This is a genomic window from Actinomadura sp. B10D3 (genome assembly GCF_039871695.1).
Classification (GTDB): domain Bacteria; phylum Actinomycetota; class Actinomycetes; order Streptosporangiales; family Streptosporangiaceae; genus Spirillospora; species Spirillospora madurae.
The window spans coordinates 129,719-146,843 of record NZ_JBDPLY010000014.1 but is presented as its reverse complement, the minus strand read 5'-3'; the positions used below and the strand labels follow the sequence as shown (position 1 = coordinate 146,843).

Here is a 17,125-nt window from a genome sequence, read left to right as displayed (position 1 = left end):
GGGGTTGACGCTGGCCGGCCTGGCATGGGTGTGGACCGTTTGGGCCACCCGCCCGGGTTCGCGAAACGCACAGACCGGTCGGCGGCGTGGCCATGAGCCTGCCGCTGATGCTGCTAGCCCTCGCCTTATCGGCCATAGGCGCCCTCGCGACGGCGATGGGCAGCCTGTGGCGACCAGGTGCGCGACGCCGCCGATACGGCGAGGGTCACTGGTCGGCGGCGGGCATGGGTTTGCGGGGCTTCGCCGGTGCGCCCTGGACGGCCGCGTGCACGACCTGCGCGATGTTGTAGCCGAGGACGCTCGCCACGTCGGTCAGCCCCGGAGTGCTGAGGATCGCGTTGGCCTCGCCGGCCTCCAGGCTGCGCCGCCAGCGGGAGTCCTCCCGGGGCTTCTCGTCGTTCCAGTACGCGCGCGCATGCTTCACGAAGTCCTCCGCCTCCGCACGCCCGGGACCGTCGAGCCGCCGGATGTGGTCCTCCAACTGCTCCTTCCCCACGTACGGGACGAAGGAGCTCCAGTTGCCACCGGTGTCGTGGATCCTGGTGTTGTCGGGTTCTGCGTCCAGCGGAAGGTGCAAGAAGCCGGCCAGCCGTTCCAGGGACCGTTCCGGGCGCGCCATGTAGTCCTCGTAGCGGACGACCATGTGGGGGAGACCGTACGTGTTGACGGTGCGGAGGGCGTCCACGTACGTGTCCCGCCAGATGCCCGCGCCCTGCCACAGCGGTTCCCCGGTGCGGTTCTGGTAGCTGAGCGCGAAGGCGATCGGGTTACGCGCCGTAACGATCGCGTTCAACGGTGCCCGGCTCGTGAGGTCGGCGAGCTGCTGCTCGACGGCCTGCCGGAGCCAAGCGACGTACTTGCTTCCGTCGACGACCACGGAAACGCCCAGTGACCGGGCTAACTGCCGGTGCATGCCGAGGATGTCGTCGTACGACACCCGCTCCCGGAGCGCGTCCGTGAAGTGCCGGCACTTCTTGCCGAGCAGTGAGCAGGGCCCGCAGCCTCGTCCGGCGTCTTTGTGGCTGTACTCGGGCATCTGCGTGAAGTTGTTCAGCTCGCCGACGTAGTGGGCGCCCCGGATCCGAGTGGTCATGTCGCGCCCGAGCAGGGTCGAGCCCGAGAACAGCGTGCCGACGACGAAGACCGACGTCGGCGGGCGGCCCTGCCCGTCGCGGAGCCTGAGCCGGAGGTTCGCGAGCCGACCAGGCTGAGCGGGGGTTCCTTGTTTCTCAGCGTCCATGTCCACGCCCACGGGAAAGATGAGTACCGGCCGGCAGGAACGAGACGACCGTGCCGAGCTAGTGCACAATACCGCCGCCCACTACGAGCGACCCGGCCATCGCCCTGCCCGGTATGGGTCCGGCGCCGCCGCTTCCCCGCGGGCCCGAACCCTCCCATCAGTCGATCCGACCGCAGCATGCTCGGAACCGAGAGTCAGTCTTCGGGGCAGAGGATCGCTTCTGCCGCCTTCCTGATAAGTGGTTCGAGGGCCGGATCGGTGTGATCGGCGCCCGTCGTGACGGACATGGCCAGTTGCACACGGCCGTCCTTTGACAGGTAGGTCCCCGCGGAGAAGCCGAAGGAGCCGCCCTTGACATGCCCGTATCCGTTCTCGGGGCCGTATGTGGGCTGAGCGGGTGGCTGGTCCGGGTCCCGGGGCGGCCGGCGTTCCGAGCGTCCTTCACCCGAGAAGGAAGTAGTTGGTGTTGGTGTAGACGAACGTGAACCCCCTTCTGATCAGGCCGTCAGCCACCGGCGGTGCGGGGTCGGAGCGATCGGTGGACGCGTGCGCGGCGCCTCAGCAGGACGATCGCGATCACCGAGGCCAGCAGGGAGGCGGCCAGGACGGCCGTGGAGGCGATCTCGGCGGTGGCCGCGTCGGCGGTGGCGAGCTGGGAGACCAGGAGGCTGACGGTGTAGCCGATGGCGCCCAGCACCGCGACCGGGACGACCTCGCCCCAGCCGACCCCGCTCGGCAACGTGCCGAAGCCCAGGCGCACGGCCAGCCAGATGCCGCCGAAGACGCCGAGGAACTTGCCCGCCAGCAGGCCGAAGAAGACGCCGTGGGCGAGCGGGTCGGTCAGCGCGTCGCCGAACGCTCCGACCGAGATGCCCGCCGCCGCGAGTGCGAACAGGGGGACGACGAGCCCGGCCGAGATCGGGTGCAGCCGGTGCTCCAGCCGCGAACCGGCGCTCTCCTTCTCGTCGCCGATCGGGGCGACCGGGGTCAGCAGTCCGAGGGCGATGCCCGCGACGGTGGCGTGGACGCCGGTGCCGTGGACGCAGATCCAGACCGCGACGGCCAGCGGCGCCATGACCCACGGTGCGGTGATCCGGCGGCGGTGCAGCCACCAGTACAGGGCGCAGAGCAGGACCGCCAGGAGCAGGTAGACCAGGTTGATGCCGGAGGTGAACAGCAGTGCGATGAGCGCGATGGCGCCCAGGTCGTCGATGACGGCCATCGACAGCAGCAGGACGCGGACGCCGGTGGGGAGGCCGACGCCGGCGAGGGCGAGGACGCCGAGCGCGAACGCGATGTCGGTGGCCACCGGGATGGCCCAGGCGCCGCCGTCGGTGGCGGCTCCGCGCGACACGGCCAGGGCGACGGCGGCGGGGACGATCATTCCACCGCCGGCCGCGGACAGCGGCAGCGCCGCGGCTCGCCACCCGGCCAGTTCCCCGACCGTCAGCTCGCGCTTGACCTCGACTCCGGCGACGAAGAAGAAGATCGCCAGCAGCCCGTCCGACGCCCAGTGCGCCAGCGTCAGGTGCAGGTGCAGCCAGTCCGGGCCGAGCCCGACCTTCGCACCCCAGACCTGCTCGTAGGCGCCGGGAGCGGCGTTCGCCCAGATGAGGGCCACCGCTGTGGCCAGGAGGAGGAGCCGTCCTCCGGTGGTCTCCTGGCGGAGGAATTCGCCGAGGGCGGCGGCCGCTCCTCGGTCGTCGGCACGGCGGGACAGGCCAGAGGAGGGTGTGTGCACGGTTCTCCACTCTGCGGGGTCGTCGAACGGACCGCCGACCAGGCTTCCCGGCACACCTAATACGCCAGGCTATCCGCTCGGTGTCCGTTTTCGTCCCGCGGGCATCTCGCGAATCGAGGCGCCCGTGGATAGGACGCGGCGGCGATTACCCCGGCGCCGCTGCGATCGCAGCCGTTCTAGTGGTCGGCTCGCCGCCACCAGGAGGCCGTGGCGGCGATGCCCGCCGCGGCCGTTGCGGCGGCGATGGCCGGACCGGTGAGCGGGAAGGACGCTGTGCCGGTGAGCCCGCCGACCGTGGCGGGCAGCGCCCACGGGAACCAGCTGCCCGCGCCGAGGGTGGCGGCGGCGACGCCGCTGACGAGGAGCGCGATGGTCGCCGCGATGCCCGGGAGGTAGCCGCGGCCCGCGCTGGCTGCGAGTGCCACCGGGAGGGTGAGGGCCACGGTGAGGGCGAGCAGGAGGAACAGGTCGGACAGCCCCTGGTGCGGGGTGCCGGGCAGACCGAGCAGGGTTCCGGTCGTGACCCATGCGGTGCTCTGGAAAGCGGTGAGCAGGATCAGCCAGACCGTGGTGACGGCGAACTTGGCGAGGACGATCGCGGTGCGGGAGGTCGGGAGGGCGAGCAGGTCCAGGACGGTGCGGTCGCTGAACTCGCGGCCGAACATCCAGGTGACCAGGATGCCGAAGAGCAGGAAGCCGCCTGCGGCGTCGATCTGCATGAGGGCGACGTGGAATCCGGGCCAGTCCGGGGTGATGCCCAGCGCTCGGGATTTCTCGCCCAGGGGCGGGGTGTCGGAGGCGCCGGTGAACAGGGCGGCGAGGGCCACCGGGAGCAGGAACGCCGCGGCGGTGACCCAGGGGGTCCGGGACCGCAGGAACTTGGTGAGCTCGGTGCGGAGCGCGGCGTTCATGCGGCCCTACCTTTCTGGTCGTCGGTGAGCAGGCGCAGGAAGACGTCCTCCAGGTCTTCGGCGCCGCAGGTGCAGCGGGGCAGGTCGGCGGCGGGGACCTCGGTCAGCATGCGGCCCCGGTCGATGACGCCGATGCGGTCGGCCGTGCGGGCGACCTCGGCGAGGATGTGGCTGGAGACCAGGATCGCCGTGCCGGCCTGGTCGGCGAGGCGTCGCAGGATGCCGCGCAGCTCCACGATGCCGACCGGGTCGAGTCCGTTGGCCGGTTCGTCCAGGATCAGGACGTCGGGACGGTGCAGGACGGCCTTGGCCAGCCCCAGCCGCTGGGCGTTGCCCAGGGACAGGGTTCCGGCGCGCCGGTCGCGGTAGGGGGCAAGGCCGAGCAGATCGACCGCGCGGTCGACGGCGTCGCGGTCGGGCACGCGGCGCAGGCGGCGGGTGAGGTCCAGGTTCTCGCGGACGGTCAGGCCGGGATACGAGTGGGCGCCGTCGACGAGGTAGCCGACCCGGCCCCAGTCCTGCTCGTCCTTACCGAACAGGCGTACCGTGCCGCTCGTCGGGCGGGTCATGCCGAGCAGCATCCGGATCGTGGTGGACTTGCCCGCGCCGTTGAGGCCGAGGAAGCCGTAGATCTGTCCGGGCTCGACGCGCAGGCTGAGCCCGTCCACGGCGGTGGTGTGCCGGTAGCGCTTGGTGAGGCGATGCGTCTCGATCATCGGAGGATCACCTCCAGGGCCTCGGCCATCACGGTGCGCAGGTCGGGACGGCCGCCGGCCTCGGTCCAGCGTGTCATCGCAGTGGTGGCGGCGGCCAGGCAGGCGCTCGCGGCGACCTGGACCTCGAAGGCGTCCTCGTCCGGAAGGGCGGCGGCGATGGCCCGCTGGGTGGTGTGGTTGTTCTCCCAGACCCGGGCCCGCAGCGCGGGGGTGTCCAGGATCAGGCGGGTTCGGGCGAGCAGGAAGCGCGGGTCGGGCGGCAGTTCGTCCAGGCCTTCCAGGATGCTCGCGGCGATGCGGCGCAGGAGCGGTTCGAACAAGTGTTACTCGCTAACACAAGAGTCGAGGTCGTCTCCCGGACGCGACCTCGTGTTGGGAGATCTCCTTCTCCGGTCGAGTTTCCGGGTGACCTCGCGCTGCTTCTCGCAGAGTATTTTTCTCCGACCCATTGAAGATCATTGAACACCTGTTTATATTGTGTTCGTGGGTACAGGGAGCGCGTCTTCGGCGGGCAGCGGTGACGCCGCCACCGCGATCCGTATCCGGGACGCCGCGATCGACCGGTTCGGCCGCGACGGGTTCTCCGTCGGGTTGCGGGCCATCGCCGAGGACGCGGCGGTGTCGCCGGGACTGGTCGTGCACTACTTCGGGTCGAAGAAGGGCCTGCGTCGCGCGTGCGACGAGCGGGTGCGCGAGGTGATCGTCACCGAGAAGCGCGCGGCCGCGACCTCCGGTACGGCCGCCGGGCTCCTGGGGCAGCTGGCCGATGTCGAGAGGTTCGCCCCCGTCGTCCTGTACCTGGTGCGATCGTTGCGCGAAGGCGGTGACCTGGCCGCCGAGCTGTTCGAGGACATGGTCGACGACGCGGCGCGGTACCTGGAGGCGGGCGTCGAGGCCGGGGTGATCCGGCCGAGCCGTGACCCGGCCGCCCGTGCGCGGGTGATGGCGTACCAGGCGACGGGCTCCATTCTGATGTGGCTCACGATGCACCCGGAGCACGCCGACCCGGCGTCCTTCGGCAAGGCCCTGCGCGCCTACATGGAGGAGGTGACGGTCCCCATGCTCGAAGTGTTCACCGAGGGGCTCTACACCGACCGGTCACTCCTGGAGGAGTACCTCCTGTACGTCCCGGACCCGCCCCGCGACCGGTCCCGGGACTGACCCGCCGAGCCATTTCACCGTCCCCGGACGGTTCGCCGAGCAGAATCGGCCTCACCTTTCTTCGTGCTTTCAGCGAGGGCTGAACAATGACACCTGCCATCGAGATCAACGACCTGCACAAGGCCTTCGGGAAGGTGAAGGCGCTGGACGGGCTCGACCTGTCCGTGCGGAGGGGCCACGTCCACGGGTTCCTCGGGCCGAACGGCGCGGGGAAGTCCACCACGATCCGGATCCTGCTCGGGGTCCTGCGCGCCGACGCCGGGCGGGTCCGGTTGCTCGGCGGCGACCCCTGGGCCGACGCCGTCGGACTGCACCGCCGCCTGGCCTACGTCCCGGGCGATGTGGAGCTGTGGCCCAACCTGACCGGCGGCGAGGCGATCGACCTGTTCGCCCGCCTGCGCGGCGGCGCCGACCCGGCCCGCCGGGACGAACTCTGCGAGCGGTTCGACCTGGACCCCACCAAGAAGGGCCGCACCTACTCCAAGGGCAACCGGCAGAAGGTCGCGCTGGTCTCCGCGCTGGCGAGCGACGTCGAGCTGCTGCTGCTCGACGAGCCGACCGCCGGTCTCGACCCGCTGATGGAGGCCGTGTTCCAGGAATGCATCCGCGAGGCCCGCGACGCCGGGAAGACGATCCTTCTGTCCAGCCACATCCTCGCGCAGGTGGAGGCCCTCGCCGACCGTGTCTCCATCATCCGGAGCGGCCGGATCGTGGAGACCGGCACGCTGACCGAGCTGCGGCACCTGACCCGCACCACCGTCACCGCGACCACCGACCGGGACGCCCGCGCGCTCGCCGACCTGCCCGGCGTCCACGATCTGCGCACCGAGGACGGCCGGCTGCGCTTCGACGTCGACGGCGATCACCTGGCGGACGCCGTCCGTCGCCTCGGCGAGCTGGACGTCCACACCCTCACCGCCCACCCGCCCACCCTGGAGCAGCTGCTGCTGCGCCACTACGGCGACGACCTCGCCCGCACCGGCAACGGCGCGGTCGCCGGGAGGACGTCATGACCGCGACGACCCTCCCCGCACCCGCCCGCGTCACCACCGGGGGAGCGCTCGCGGGCACGGGCACCCTGCTGCGGTTCATGCTGCGCCGCGACCGCGTCCGGTTCCCCGCCTGGACGCTCGGCGTGGCGCTGCTCATGGGCTACTTCACCACCGCGCTGAACTCCGTTTACAGCACGACCGAGCAACTGGAGTCGGTCAGCGAATTCTCCACCAGCCCCGCCGGTGCGATCTTCGGCGGACCCGCCTACGGCTACGACGCCATCACCCTCGAACGGTTCCTGGCGGGGCAGTACGGCCTGTACATCATGCTCAGCGCGGCGCTGATGGCCCTGCTGACCGTCACCCGGCACACCCGCGCCGAGGAGCGCTCGGGGCGCGCCGAACTGGTCCGCGCGAACGCCGTCGGACGGTCCGCCCAGCTCACCGCCGCGCTGATCCTCACCACGCTGATGAGCGCCACCGTCGCCGTCCTGGTCACCGCCGTCATGCTCGCCGCGGGGTACGCCGCCGCCGGGACGGTCCTGTTCGGCGCGTCCGTCGGCGCCGCCGGACTGGTCTTCGGCGGCATCGCCGCGATCGCCGTGCAGATCTTCGCCTTCCCCCGCGCCGCCTCCGGACTCACCGGAACGGTCCTCGGCGCCGCGTTCGTCCTGCGCGGCATCGGCGACATGAGCGCCGTCCAAAACACCGGACCCTCGTGGCTGTCATGGCTGTCCCCGCTCGGCTGGTCGCAGCAGACCGCACCGTACGTGCTCGACCGATGGTGGCCGCTGGCCCTCTCACTGGCCTGCGCCGCCGTGACGGCCACCGCCGGGTACCGCCTGTCCGCCGGCCGCGATGTGGACGCGGGACTCGTCCCACCACGTCCGGGTCCGCCCCGCGCCGCCGCCTGGCTGCGCGACGCGCCCACGCTGGCCTTCCGCCTCCAGCGCGCCGGAATCGCCGGCTGGAGCGTCGCCCTGCTGATCGCGGGCGTGGCCTACGGCGCGTTCGCCCAGCCGATGGCCGACGGCCTGGACGACGCCCCGGACGACCTGATCGCCGTCATGGGCGGGAGCCGGGACCTCGTGGCCGGCTACCTCGGCACCATGGGCCTGACCATGGCGTTCACGGTCACCGTGTTCGCCATCCTGGCCGTGCAGGCGGTACGGGCCGAGGAGTCCGCCGGACGCACCGAACCCGTCCTGGCGACCGCCGTCAGCCGCACCGGGTGGCTCGGCGGCAACCTCGCCGTCACCGCGATCGCCGTCCCGTGGCTGCTGCTCCTCGCGGGCCTGGGCACCGGTGCCGCCGCGGCCATCGGCACCGGCGACACCGCACTGCTATGGAAGACCACGCTCGGGCACCTCGCCCACGCACCGGCCGTGTGGCTGCTCCTCGCCGCCGCCGGCCTGCTGTACGGAGCACTGCCACGGCTCGTGCCCATCGTCTGGGCCGTCCTCGGCTACGGAGTCGTGGTCGGGTTCTTCGCCCCCGTCCTCGACATCTCCGGCAGTGCGGTCGACCTCTCGCCGTTCGCGCATGCCGGAGAGTACCCGCGCGAGGACGTGAGCGCCGCGGCCGTCGGCATCCTGACGCTCGTGGTCGCCGTGTTCACCGCGGTCGCGTTGCGGGCCTTCGGCCGCCGAGACCTCACGACCACGGCCTGACCCGCCCCCTGCCTACCCCGCTCCGGCGGGGCAGGCGGTGCCACGCAACCAGCAGCCTGCCGAGTCGATCTCGTCGGCGGTGCCGACGTGCAGCCGGCCGGGCGCGCGGTTCCGGGCCTGTCGGCGGCCGCACGCTGGTGCCAATCGGGGTGATTCGTGCTGGTCGTGCACGGTCGGGTCGTCGAGGGTGTTTCCGGTGGTGGGCAGAGCATCGTCGAGAACACGGCGGCCGCCCGAGACGTTGGTGGCATGACACACCCGGCCCGACCTGCTTAACTCTGGGCGATCTTGTCGTTATTGTCGTACACCAGGGTCGGCGAAGCGGTCACCGGAGGTAGCGATGAGGTCCGGACGGTGGATGCTCGTCGCCTGGCTGATCATCGGAGCGCTCGCCGCAGGGCAGCGCCACTACTACACCCGATTCGACGGCAGCTGCACCACGATCGCCACGATCGGAATCACCTGGGCCTCCGGTCCGCTCAACTACATCGGCCTCAATCCCACCGCGAACTGCAAGATTCCTCAGCCGAGCACATGACAGGCCGGGCGCTTCGCCCGCGTCATCCCGTACGAGGTGTTCACGCGCTTCGGGTTCGCCTGGTCGTGTCAGATTCGCGTGGGTGGGGGGCGGAGGGCGGTGATGCGTGCGCACGCGCTGTCTTCTGGGGCGGTTGTGCGCCGGTCCTCGGAGAGTTGGACCAGGTGGGCGGCGGTGTCGGCGAACAGCAGTAGCTGGCGCGCGGCGGCGGGGCTGAACGGCTCTTCGTCCGGCCGTCCGAGGAGGGCGAGGACTCCTTGAGTGGCCTCGCCGTTGTCCAGCGGCAGGATCAGGATCGGCCCCGCCGGAAGGGTGCTGAGCGTCTGATCGTTGACGATGCGCGCGGAGAGCGCCCGGCGGGAGGTGAACGCCCGGCCGAGCATCGACCGCCCGCGCCGGACCGTCAGCCCGCGGATCCGGTCGCTGCCGACGCCGACCGCGACATCGATTCGCAGGGTGTGGGCCTCTTCGGCGGGCAGGGCGATGAACGCCAGTGGAACGCCTGCCATGGAGCGGGCCCGCTCGGTCACGAGCTTCAGCAGGCTGGGCAGGGTGGTCCCGTTCAGGACGGCCGCCATCAGGTCGAACGAGGCGGCCAGCCGTCGCCGGTCGGGCGCGCCTCGGGACATGTCCGACTGGCCCCAGACGGTCGCCGGTAGGTCGTCGCCGGTCATGTCGCCATCACGCTCTCTTCTCTGGCCGAGCGGTGACCGGACCTCGATGGCTCGGGTCGCTGGTCCGCGCCGGCGGTGTGTGCGAGCGCCTTTGCGCGGTCAGGCCGCGGCCGATCGGAGGCCCCGGCCCGCGTCCCGGACGTCCGCGGTGGAGGAACGGACCCTGAACACGCGCTGCAGGCGGGTGACTCGCAGAAGATCGGCCGGCTGCGGGCGGGCGCGGGCGAGGGTCAGGGTGGTGCCGGCCGCTTCGGCCCGGTGGTATGCGCCGACGAGCACCGCCAGTCCGGACGCGTCGCAGGACGTCACGTCCGACAGGTCGATGATCACATGCGCGCCGGAGTCCCGCAGTGCGGCGTACAGGCGTTCCCGCAGGAACGGCGTGGTGGTGGAGTCGAGCTCGCCGCTGATGGCGATGACGGTGCGGTCGTTGAGCCGTTCGCGGGTCAGGCCGATGGACTCGTCCGTCTGGACGAGGTGGTGTTGCGGCGTCATGGCGCCGGACCTGTCTGGGCCGGAGGGCCCGAGAATGAAGAAACCAGGGGATGCGGGCTTGGTCGCCTGCATCGAAAACCCTCGTCACCGTGAGTCTACGCGCTTGGCCTGCCATCGCGCTGTGCGTGAGGCGCCCGGTGGACGTGCGCGGGTCAGCGGGACCGCCACAGCCGCGGTGCCCGGGTGCCGGCGCGCGGACCGCCGGTTCGGAAGACCAGGACGAGCAGGACGGCACCGGCGGCGAGGGCCGTCATCGCGCTGATCAATGCCACGAGCGGTGTGGTCGTCGCCCAGAAGACGGTGAACACGATGAGCGCCACCGCGATGATCGACACGGGCCCGGCCGGGCTCATCCGGGCGGCCTGGATGCCAGTGCGACGTGGGTGGTCAGGGAGCGGCATGACTTCCCTTTCGGCGTCCGCCGGCGTTCTGGTCACACCATCGTCGCGTTGTCCGGCATCTTGGACGGCGCCGTCAGGGCCGTCTGCACGCGGCATGGCCCTAGAGGGGTTCGCTGGTCCAGCTCCAGACGCCTCCCTCGTGCCGTGGGCGGACGAGCTGCGCGCCGCTGGAGTCGGCGAGCTGGGCGACCGTCTGGATCAGCTTGCGGTGGAAGTCGTCGGGCGGGTGGGCACCGGACGAGCCTTCCATGAGGGTCACGCTGACCTTGGCGTCGCCGCGGAGCTGCGCGGTCAGCCGTCCGGTCCCGTCCAGCCGGAGCATCACGATCGCATCGGCGCGGACCATGTCCTGGCCCCCACCGGCCTCGATCCACACCTGGTGCATCGTCCTGCTCACCGCCCCCAACCCGTCGGCTTACGACGGCCCTTATCACTCAAGATAAAGGGTTCGGCATCACGTCGGACACAGGCGCGGTGTGGGTGCACAACGCCGGCTGCTCGCAGATGGCCGCCGCGTTCCTCACGCGCTCAGCGGGGGAGCGGGTGGAGGTGCGCTCAGGCCGAGGTCAGGGTGGGCAGGGCGAACAGGCCTGACAGGCGGGTCAGCCGCTCCGGCACCACGCGGTAGTACACCCACGTGCCGCGTCGCTCACCATCGATCAAACCGGCCTGGCGCAGCACTTTCAGGTGGTGGGAGATCGTCGGCCCGGTCAGATCGAATGCGCCCGTCAAGTCGCACACGCAGGCTTCTCCGCCGTCCGCCGAGGCGATCATGTTCAGCAGCCGCAGCCGCACCGGATCCGACAGCGCCTTGAACACCTTCGCCAACTCGGCAGCCTCTGCCCCGACCATCATCGGGCCGCTCAGGGGTGCGCAGCAGACGTCGGTGGCGGACACGTCCTCGATCTCCATCAACTTAGGCATACATCTAATTTGACATCCATCTATCCAGCGATGCAAACTGGCGCTTGCTTAGACAAACATCTAAACAAGGAGCCGAGATGAAGTCGCTGCTCGCCCGGATCGCCGCCCACCGCCCCAACGACGCCCGCATCACCTTCCGCGAGACCCGCGACGAGGTCTGCACTCCCGCGTGCCGCTCGGCCGCGCACATCGCCCGCACCACCACCGCCACCTACCGCGCTCGCCTCTGATCACCTCACCTGGGGCAAGATCTATCTCCGAACCACCATCGAGGAGCCATCGTGAACGACAACACCGGACACCGGGCCTCCGCCGCGTCCGCCGGCGAAGCAAGCTGCTGCGGTGTCAGCGCCTGCTGCACCGACGCCGAGCACGCCGTAACCTCCGAGAAGACGGTCCAGGAGGCCAAGGCCGAGGCCGGTTGCGGCTGCCTGGTCGACGGCGGGCAGGACGGTCCGCCGGTCGTGGTGATCGGTGCCGGACCTGTCGGGTTGGCCGCGGCCGCGCATCTCGCCGAACGCGACCAGGACTTCCTGGTCCTGGAGGCGGGCGAAGAGGTCGGCGCGGCGATCTCCGAATGGGGGCACGTCCGGTTGTTCTCGCCGTGGCGGTACGACACCGACGCCGCCGCCCGGAGGCTGCTGGAGCCGACCGGCTGGCGCCTGCCCGAGGCCGGGGCGCTGCCGACCGGTGCCGAGCTGGTGCGCGACTACCTGGCTCCGCTGGCGAAGGTGCCCGCGCTGGCCGGGCGGATCCGCACCGGTACCCGGGTGGTGGCCGTCGCCCGCCAGCGGATGGACGTCACCCGGACGGTCGGCCGCCAGGAGCGTCCGCTGCTGGTCCGCGCGGTCGGCCCGGACGGAGCCGTGCACGACATCACCGCCCGCGCCGTCATCGACGCGTCCGGCACCTGGGGCCGCGGCAACCCGCTGGGGCATTCCGGTCTCCCCGCGCCCGGCGAGCGGGACGCCGCCCCGTACCTGACCGGGCCGCTCCCGGACGTCCTGGACCGCGACCGGGACCGCTTCGCCGGCCGCCACACCCTGGTGGCCGGGATGGGCCACTCGGCGGCCAACACGCTGCTCGCGCTGGCCGAACTCGCCAAGAGCGAGCCTGGAACCCGCATCACCTGGGCGGTGCGGGGCGCATCGGTGGCCCGGCTGTACGGTGGCGGAGACGCCGACGGCCTCCCCGCGCGCGGAGCCCTGGGGACCCGTCTCAAGCAGGCGGTGAACGATGGCGAGATCGACCTGGTCCGCAGCTTCACCATCACCGGGTTCACCGTCCCCGAAGGCGGCCCCGCCGCCGGGCCCGTCCAGGTCATCGGCGACACCCCGGACGGCGCACGGACGCTCCCGGCCGACAACGTCGTCGCGGCCACCGGATTCCGTCCCGACCTGGACATGCTGCGCGAGGTCCGTGTCGACCTCGACCCCGCCACCGAGGCGCCGGCCAAGCTCGCTCCGATGATCGACCCCAACTTCCACAGCTGCGGGACGGTCCCGCCCCACGGCGAACGCGACCTCGCCCACCCCGAGCCCGGGTTCTACCTGGCCGGGATGAAGAGCTACGGGCGCGCCCCCACGTTCCTGATGGCCACCGGGTACGAGCAGGTCCGCTCCATCGTCGCCGCGCTCGCCGGCGACCGCGAAGCCGCCGACGCCGTCCAGCTCGACCTGCCCGAAACCGGTGTCTGCTCCACCGACCTGGTCACCGACGACCTCCTGCCCGGCGCCACCGGCCAGGAGGTCAGCCAGGACGGCGGCTGCGGAACGTCGTGCTCCGTCGAACCGGCGGCCACCACCCGGACCGAGCCCGCGAGCACCTCCTGCTGCGGCACCGCGGCACCCGAACCGATCAGCATCGGTGTCGGCGCGCCCTCCGGAGTGGGGTTCGCGACCGGCCGCGTCCACGGCTACTCCGGAGAGGCCGAACACAGTGATGCCTGATGCGGCAACGCCCTGATGAGTCGTGGCACTCCCGCGCCGGGGCCGGCGGCGGACACCTCAGCCGCCGGCCCCGGCGCGATGTCCCGTGTCCCGCTGCTCGCCCTCTGCCTCACCGAGATCACCAGCTGGGGCGTGCTGTACTACGCCTTTCCCGCCCTGGCCGCATGGCTCGGCGGCTACCCCCACATGTTCCTTGCCCTGACCGGCGCCGCCCTCGCCGCGCTCCTCGCGACAGGGACCACACCACCCCGTCCCTCCGGACGGTAGCCGACTACGTCGACACCGCATCCCGCACAGTTCGGGGAGTGACGATGCCCGAGCGCCGCACTAATCGTCCGTCCACGGCCGACGTACCACGTGCGATCAGGCTTGAATTTAGCCGCCACCGCTGACGGTGCGGAGGGTGTCGTGCAGTACAACAGGCTTCCTTTTGGTCCCTCCCAGGTACAGGCGCCTTCCCTCTCGCGGGGGAGGTGTGTAAGCCACAGGGTCTGGAAACTTAGGAGCGTCAAACGTTACCTTTGAGGAGCCTTGAATGATCAAGAATGCTCGGAAATGCGTCGTTTCGGCGGTGGCTTCCGTCGGGCTCCTGGCCGTGGGCGTTTCCACCGCATCGGCCGAGCCGGCGAAGAAAGCAGAAGTGCCGTCGGTGAGCCTGACCGGCTCGGCTCGCATGCACTACGCCCCCTCCCCGCAAGACCAGGTCCATGTCTCGTTCAATGCGCACGCCGCGTATCCGGAATGGGGGCAGGACCCCAAGCCCGGGAAGGCGGGCGGCGTCGTCCGGATCTCTCACGCATTCACCGGTCACCCGGAAGTCAGCGGGTGGGCGGAGGTCAAGGTGGACTGCGTTCTGGCCAGCGGCGCGGTCGCGGTCGTGACCGGTGACGTGGTCCGCCATTCGCAGCACTTCTCCGGCTGGAAGAACAAACGAGTCGGGTTCACCGTCGTCGACGCCGGCCGGACCGACCAGCTCGGCTTCACGGGCCCCGTGAACGACCTTGACGCGTGCTTTGGCAAGGCCCCCCGCCAGAGCCCGGCCCCCTTCATGCTGACGCAGACGGGCGGATTCAAGCTGCGGAACCACCTACCTCCAGTCCACTAAGGAGGGGCCGGAGTACCAGAGGCATGCCGTCGCAGGGGCAAGGCCCCAGAGAACGTAGGCGGCAAACCCGTTTACCACACCTCGGCGCTCGACCGGATCAGACAAGACAGCCATTCCCTGTGCTGGACCGATTACCTGGACACACGCTCCCCCCGGAGCGACTCCATCAGGCTCTTGCCGACGGAACCGTCCGTGAGTGCGTCATCGGCCTGTCGTCCGGCGTTGCGCCGCCAGGCGCTGGTCACCGGCCGGCGCCCTCCGGGCAAACGTCCCTCCAAGGCAGCCTCTCGTGGTTCGGCGATCGCCGGCCATCCGCCAGAGGCCCGGGAGGGCGGCCGGCGTCGTCCGGATTCCCACGCATTCACCGGTCACCCGGAAGTCAGTGGGTGGAGCCGCCACGCCACCAAGATCCACAACTGGCCTTACCGGCCGGAGGTCGCCGACGGCGAATGAGCAGGGGTGGCCTTCCTGTCTCCTATGTCACATCTACCGGTTCTCTTCCCTTCGGGTGTCACATCTGCCGAGCTCGGAGCGTCGCATGTGTACCGGAACCAGATCGGGAGTGGAGCCAATGCAGGAACAAACCCGCTGGGTAGGACGGTGGTCGCGGCAGGCGCGAGCCGATCATTGGTCGTTCTTGTTCGCCCAGCTCGCCATTTGCTCGTTCCTGGTGCTCATCGTCACCGGGGCGTTCCTGACCGTCTTCTTCGACCCCGACATGACGCAGGTCACCTATAACGGCTCGTACGGGCCGCTGCGGGGCGTCCCGGTCAGCGAGGCCTACGCGTCGACGCTGGACATCAGCCTCGACGTGCGCGGCGGACTGCTCATGCGGCAGATTCACCACTGGGCCGCGCTGATCTTCGTCGCCGCGATCACCCTCCAGTTGCTGCGGCTGTTCTTCACCGGCGCGTTCCGCCGCCCACGCGGCCTCAACTGGCTGATCTGGGTCACCGTGCTGGTGCTGGGCATGGTGACGGCCTGGACCGGCACGATCCTGCCGGACGACATGCTGTCCGGCGGCAGCCTCGGGCTTCTCCAGGGCGTGACCCAGGCGATTCCGCTGGTCGGTACCAGCCTGACGTTCTTGATCTTCGGCGATGAGTTCCCGGGCGAGAAGATCATTCCCCGGCTCTACTGGCTGCACATCCTCGTGCTCCCCGCGGCCTTGGCCGCCCTGTTCGTCCTCCGCCACAGGCTCGTCCGCAACCACGGCCACACCCGTTTTCCCGACGCCCTTTCGGGACGTGCGTCGCGCGGCTCAGCGGTGGCGCTTCTGCTGGCCACCGCCGGGGTTCTCGCGCTCCTCGGCACGTTCGCGCAGATCAACCCGGTCTGGCAGTACGGCCCGTACCGGCCGGGGGACATCACCGCCGGCGCGGTACCCGGCTGGTACATGGGCTTCCTGGACGGAGCCGTGCGGATCATGCCGGGCTGGGAATTCAGCGTGGCCGGCCACCCGATCACTCTCGCGGTGCTGGTGCCCGCGCTTCTCATGCCGGGGGCCTTCTTCACCGTCCTGGCGGCCTATCCGTGGATCGAACGGCGGCTTACCGGCGATCGCGGCATGCACCACCTTCTCGACCGTCCCCGCGACGCGGCGACCCGTACGGCAGTGGGCGCGGCCGGCATCGCCTTCTACGGACTGCTGTGGGCCGCGGCCGCAAACGACCAGATCGCGCACAACTTCCACCTGTCCTTGTACGACGTCACCTGGTTCTTCCGGGTGGCCGTCTTCGCCGGACCGCCGCTCACCTACGTCGTCACCCGGTGGATCTGCGCCGGGCTGGCCTACAGGGAGCAGAAGGAGTCCGAGTACGGCCGCGAGACCGGCCGGATCGTGATGAGCCCGGACGGCGGTTTCAGCGAGGTTCACGAAGCCCCGCACAGGCCCCGCGAACTGACGCACTGATCAGAAAGGGACGCCATGAAGCGCAACCGACTCCGCAAACACGTCGCGCGGATGTTCCGGGGCGCCCCCGACCGTCCGGCCGCCGACTCCGGCAACGACAGGGGCGCGTTCCCCAACACCGTCGAACTGACCTCCGTTGATCTGGATCAACTACTGAAAGACGGAACCATCGGCTTGAACTAAGGGCGTGTCCCAAAGTGAGTTGCCTTGCTGTGGGACGCCCAGGCATGCACTTCCCGGGGTCGTCGCTCGCCCAGCGAAAGAATCGACGGCCGACCATTTTGGGACACCCCTGATAAGCCTCAGTGCGGTGCACCAGGCCGGGCCGACCGGGTGGCCGGTCCGGTCGCGTCGCCACAGCGCCATGTCGACGGCGTCCAGCACCAGCCGGGTCTGCTTGGTGGTGGCCGAGGCCCAGCCGACGATTCGCATCCGTCGGATCCGCAGGCCGGATTTGCGGGATCCGGTCTTGTGCCCAGTCGCGCCGCGCATGCGTGCGAGGTGCCTCCTTGATCGCTTCTGCGACGACCGGTGCCGGGCTCTGGCCCCCGCGCCACCCGCCATGCGGCTCGGCCGATCGCGGCTCACCGTCCGTCCCGTCGCCTGACGCATCCGCGGCCCCACCCGCGCGGCGATCAGTTCCGCGCGGCGCGGTGCCTGCCGGCAGAACCGGGCTCGCGTCGCCCCTCGCTGCGA

20 protein-coding genes are annotated in these 17,125 nt (G+C 70.6%); 10 read left to right on the top strand and 10 right to left on the bottom strand.

The annotated features are described in order from the left end of the window. Positions 1–205: 205 nt before the first annotated feature. The 5 genes from ABGB11_RS22005 to ABGB11_RS21985 all read right to left on the bottom strand — a co-directional run bounded on the left by ABGB11_RS22005 (position 206) and on the right by ABGB11_RS21985 (position 4,928). Positions 206–1,240 carry a hypothetical protein gene (locus ABGB11_RS22005; RefSeq protein ID WP_347635675.1) on the bottom strand — a complete coding sequence of 345 codons (1,035 nt, stop codon included), beginning with the start codon at positions 1,238–1,240 and terminating at the stop codon, positions 206–208. A gap of 505 nt (positions 1,241–1,745) precedes the next feature. After that, the gene (gene nhaA, locus ABGB11_RS22000; protein ID WP_347635674.1) at positions 1,746–2,981 is read right to left on the bottom strand and encodes a Na+/H+ antiporter NhaA; all 1,236 of its coding nucleotides are present in this window, start codon (positions 2,979–2,981) and stop codon (positions 1,746–1,748) included. 176 nt (positions 2,982–3,157) lie between these two features. Next, the gene (locus tag ABGB11_RS21995) at positions 3,158–3,892 is read right to left on the bottom strand and encodes an ABC transporter permease (protein WP_347635672.1); all 735 of its coding nucleotides are present in this window, start codon (positions 3,890–3,892) and stop codon (positions 3,158–3,160) included. Next, positions 3,889–4,608 carry an ABC transporter ATP-binding protein gene (locus ABGB11_RS21990; protein WP_347635671.1) on the bottom strand — a complete coding sequence of 240 codons (720 nt, stop codon included), beginning with the start codon at positions 4,606–4,608 and terminating at the stop codon, positions 3,889–3,891. Before ABGB11_RS21990 ends, ABGB11_RS21995 begins: the two co-directional genes overlap by 4 nt. After that, on the bottom strand, positions 4,605–4,928 hold the full coding sequence (locus ABGB11_RS21985) for a hypothetical protein (protein WP_347635669.1): 324 nt from the start codon (positions 4,926–4,928) through the stop codon (positions 4,605–4,607). Before ABGB11_RS21985 ends, ABGB11_RS21990 begins: the two co-directional genes overlap by 4 nt. Before the next feature lie 163 nt (positions 4,929–5,091). On the opposite strand from ABGB11_RS21985, the gene ABGB11_RS21980 reads away from it, so the two are divergent. The 4 genes from ABGB11_RS21980 (at position 5,092) to ABGB11_RS21965 (ending at position 8,969) form a co-directional block, all read left to right on the top strand. Next, positions 5,092–5,769, top strand: coding sequence for a TetR family transcriptional regulator (locus ABGB11_RS21980; RefSeq protein ID WP_347635668.1), 678 nt, complete (start codon positions 5,092–5,094; stop codon positions 5,767–5,769). Positions 5,770–5,855: 86 nt separating this feature from the next. Further along, positions 5,856–6,782 carry an ABC transporter ATP-binding protein gene (locus ABGB11_RS21975; RefSeq protein WP_347635667.1) on the top strand — a complete coding sequence of 309 codons (927 nt, stop codon included), beginning with the start codon at positions 5,856–5,858 and terminating at the stop codon, positions 6,780–6,782. Beyond that, entirely contained in the window at positions 6,779–8,431 is a 1,653-nt protein-coding gene (locus ABGB11_RS21970) for a hypothetical protein (protein WP_347635665.1), read from the top strand. The genes ABGB11_RS21975 and ABGB11_RS21970 overlap by 4 nt, the downstream gene beginning before the upstream one ends. 340 nt (positions 8,432–8,771) lie before the next feature. After that, positions 8,772–8,969: a hypothetical protein gene (locus ABGB11_RS21965; RefSeq protein WP_347635664.1), complete on the top strand. Its 198-nt coding sequence runs from the start codon at positions 8,772–8,774 to the stop codon at positions 8,967–8,969. 68 nt (positions 8,970–9,037) lie between these two features. Here ABGB11_RS21965 and ABGB11_RS21960 read toward each other — a convergent pair whose 3' ends face one another. The 5 genes from ABGB11_RS21960 to ABGB11_RS21940 all read right to left on the bottom strand — a co-directional run bounded on the left by ABGB11_RS21960 (position 9,038) and on the right by ABGB11_RS21940 (position 11,451). Beyond that, a complete protein-coding gene (locus tag ABGB11_RS21960) occupies positions 9,038–9,643 on the bottom strand; it encodes a GAF domain-containing protein (RefSeq protein WP_347635662.1) in 606 nt (201 codons plus the stop codon). 99 nt (positions 9,644–9,742) lie between these two features. Continuing rightward, on the bottom strand, positions 9,743–10,138 hold the full coding sequence (locus tag ABGB11_RS21955; protein WP_347635661.1) for an STAS domain-containing protein: 396 nt from the start codon (positions 10,136–10,138) through the stop codon (positions 9,743–9,745). Between the two features lie 152 nt (positions 10,139–10,290). Continuing rightward, positions 10,291–10,491, bottom strand: a complete 201-nt coding sequence (locus tag ABGB11_RS21950) for a hypothetical protein (RefSeq protein ID WP_347635660.1) — start codon at positions 10,489–10,491, stop codon at positions 10,291–10,293. 148 nt (positions 10,492–10,639) lie between these two features. Then, a complete protein-coding gene (locus ABGB11_RS21945; RefSeq protein ID WP_347635658.1) occupies positions 10,640–10,936 on the bottom strand; it encodes a hypothetical protein in 297 nt (98 codons plus the stop codon). A 158-nt stretch (positions 10,937–11,094) separates the two neighbouring features. Then, positions 11,095–11,451, bottom strand: a complete 357-nt coding sequence (locus tag ABGB11_RS21940) for a metalloregulator ArsR/SmtB family transcription factor (protein WP_347635657.1) — start codon at positions 11,449–11,451, stop codon at positions 11,095–11,097. 89 nt (positions 11,452–11,540) lie between these two features. Between ABGB11_RS21940 and ABGB11_RS21935 the strand changes: the two genes are divergently transcribed. From ABGB11_RS21935 to ABGB11_RS21910, 6 genes are all read left to right on the top strand, one after another. After that, positions 11,541–11,693, top strand: a complete 153-nt coding sequence (locus ABGB11_RS21935; RefSeq protein ID WP_347635655.1) for a hypothetical protein — start codon at positions 11,541–11,543, stop codon at positions 11,691–11,693. A 51-nt stretch (positions 11,694–11,744) separates the two neighbouring features. Further along, positions 11,745–13,412, top strand: coding sequence for an FAD-dependent oxidoreductase (locus tag ABGB11_RS21930; RefSeq protein ID WP_347635654.1), 1,668 nt, complete (start codon positions 11,745–11,747; stop codon positions 13,410–13,412). Between the two features lie 15 nt (positions 13,413–13,427). Beyond that, positions 13,428–13,679: a hypothetical protein gene (locus tag ABGB11_RS21925; RefSeq protein WP_347635653.1), complete on the top strand. Its 252-nt coding sequence runs from the start codon at positions 13,428–13,430 to the stop codon at positions 13,677–13,679. A 268-nt stretch (positions 13,680–13,947) separates the two neighbouring features. Further along, complete coding sequence (locus ABGB11_RS21920) at positions 13,948–14,517, top strand: hypothetical protein (RefSeq protein ID WP_347635651.1); 570 nt, start codon at positions 13,948–13,950, stop codon at positions 14,515–14,517. A 571-nt stretch (positions 14,518–15,088) separates the two neighbouring features. Then, positions 15,089–16,429 (top strand): cytochrome b N-terminal domain-containing protein, encoded by a 1,341-nt coding sequence (locus tag ABGB11_RS21915; RefSeq protein ID WP_347635650.1) that lies wholly within the window; start codon positions 15,089–15,091, stop codon positions 16,427–16,429. A 15-nt stretch (positions 16,430–16,444) separates the two neighbouring features. Beyond that, positions 16,445–16,612, top strand: coding sequence for a hypothetical protein (locus ABGB11_RS21910; RefSeq protein WP_347635763.1), 168 nt, complete (start codon positions 16,445–16,447; stop codon positions 16,610–16,612). Positions 16,613–17,125: the final 513 nt, after the last annotated feature.